This window comes from Paraburkholderia sp. RL18-085-BIA-A (genome assembly GCF_046027075.1).
In the GTDB taxonomy this organism is placed as follows: Bacteria; Pseudomonadota; Gammaproteobacteria; order Burkholderiales; family Burkholderiaceae; genus Paraburkholderia.
The window spans coordinates 1-344 of sequence record NZ_JARESU010000671.1 but is presented as its reverse complement, the minus strand read 5'-3'; the positions used below and the strand labels follow the sequence as shown (position 1 = coordinate 344).

General features: G+C 57.8%; 1 protein-coding gene. It reads left to right on the top strand.

Annotated features, from left to right (window positions below; all coding sequences use genetic code 11):
• On the top strand, positions 1 to 344 hold a 344-nt coding region (locus P0D89_RS54340; protein WP_408371612.1), incomplete at both ends, for a transposase.

Below are 344 nucleotides of genomic sequence, written 5' to 3'. Positions count from 1 at the left end.
CCGAAGACAATCCGGTCAGAATCATCGAGGCGTTTGTTGAGGAACTTGATCTTGCATCACTGGGCTTCGATGGCGCGATGCCGTCGACTACTGGTCGCCCGTCCTATCATCCGGGCGTGCTGCTGAAGATCTATATCTACGGCTACCTGAACCGGGTTCAATCGAGTCGTCGCCTGGAACGGGAGTGCCAACGCAATGTTGAATTGGTGTGCCTCACGGGTCGCCTCGCGCCGGACTTCAAGACCATTGCTGAGTTCCGTCGTGACAACGGCGCAGGCATCCGCAACGTATGTCGGCGCTTCGTCACGCTGTGCCGTGATCTGAAGCTGTTCTCGCAAGCGCTG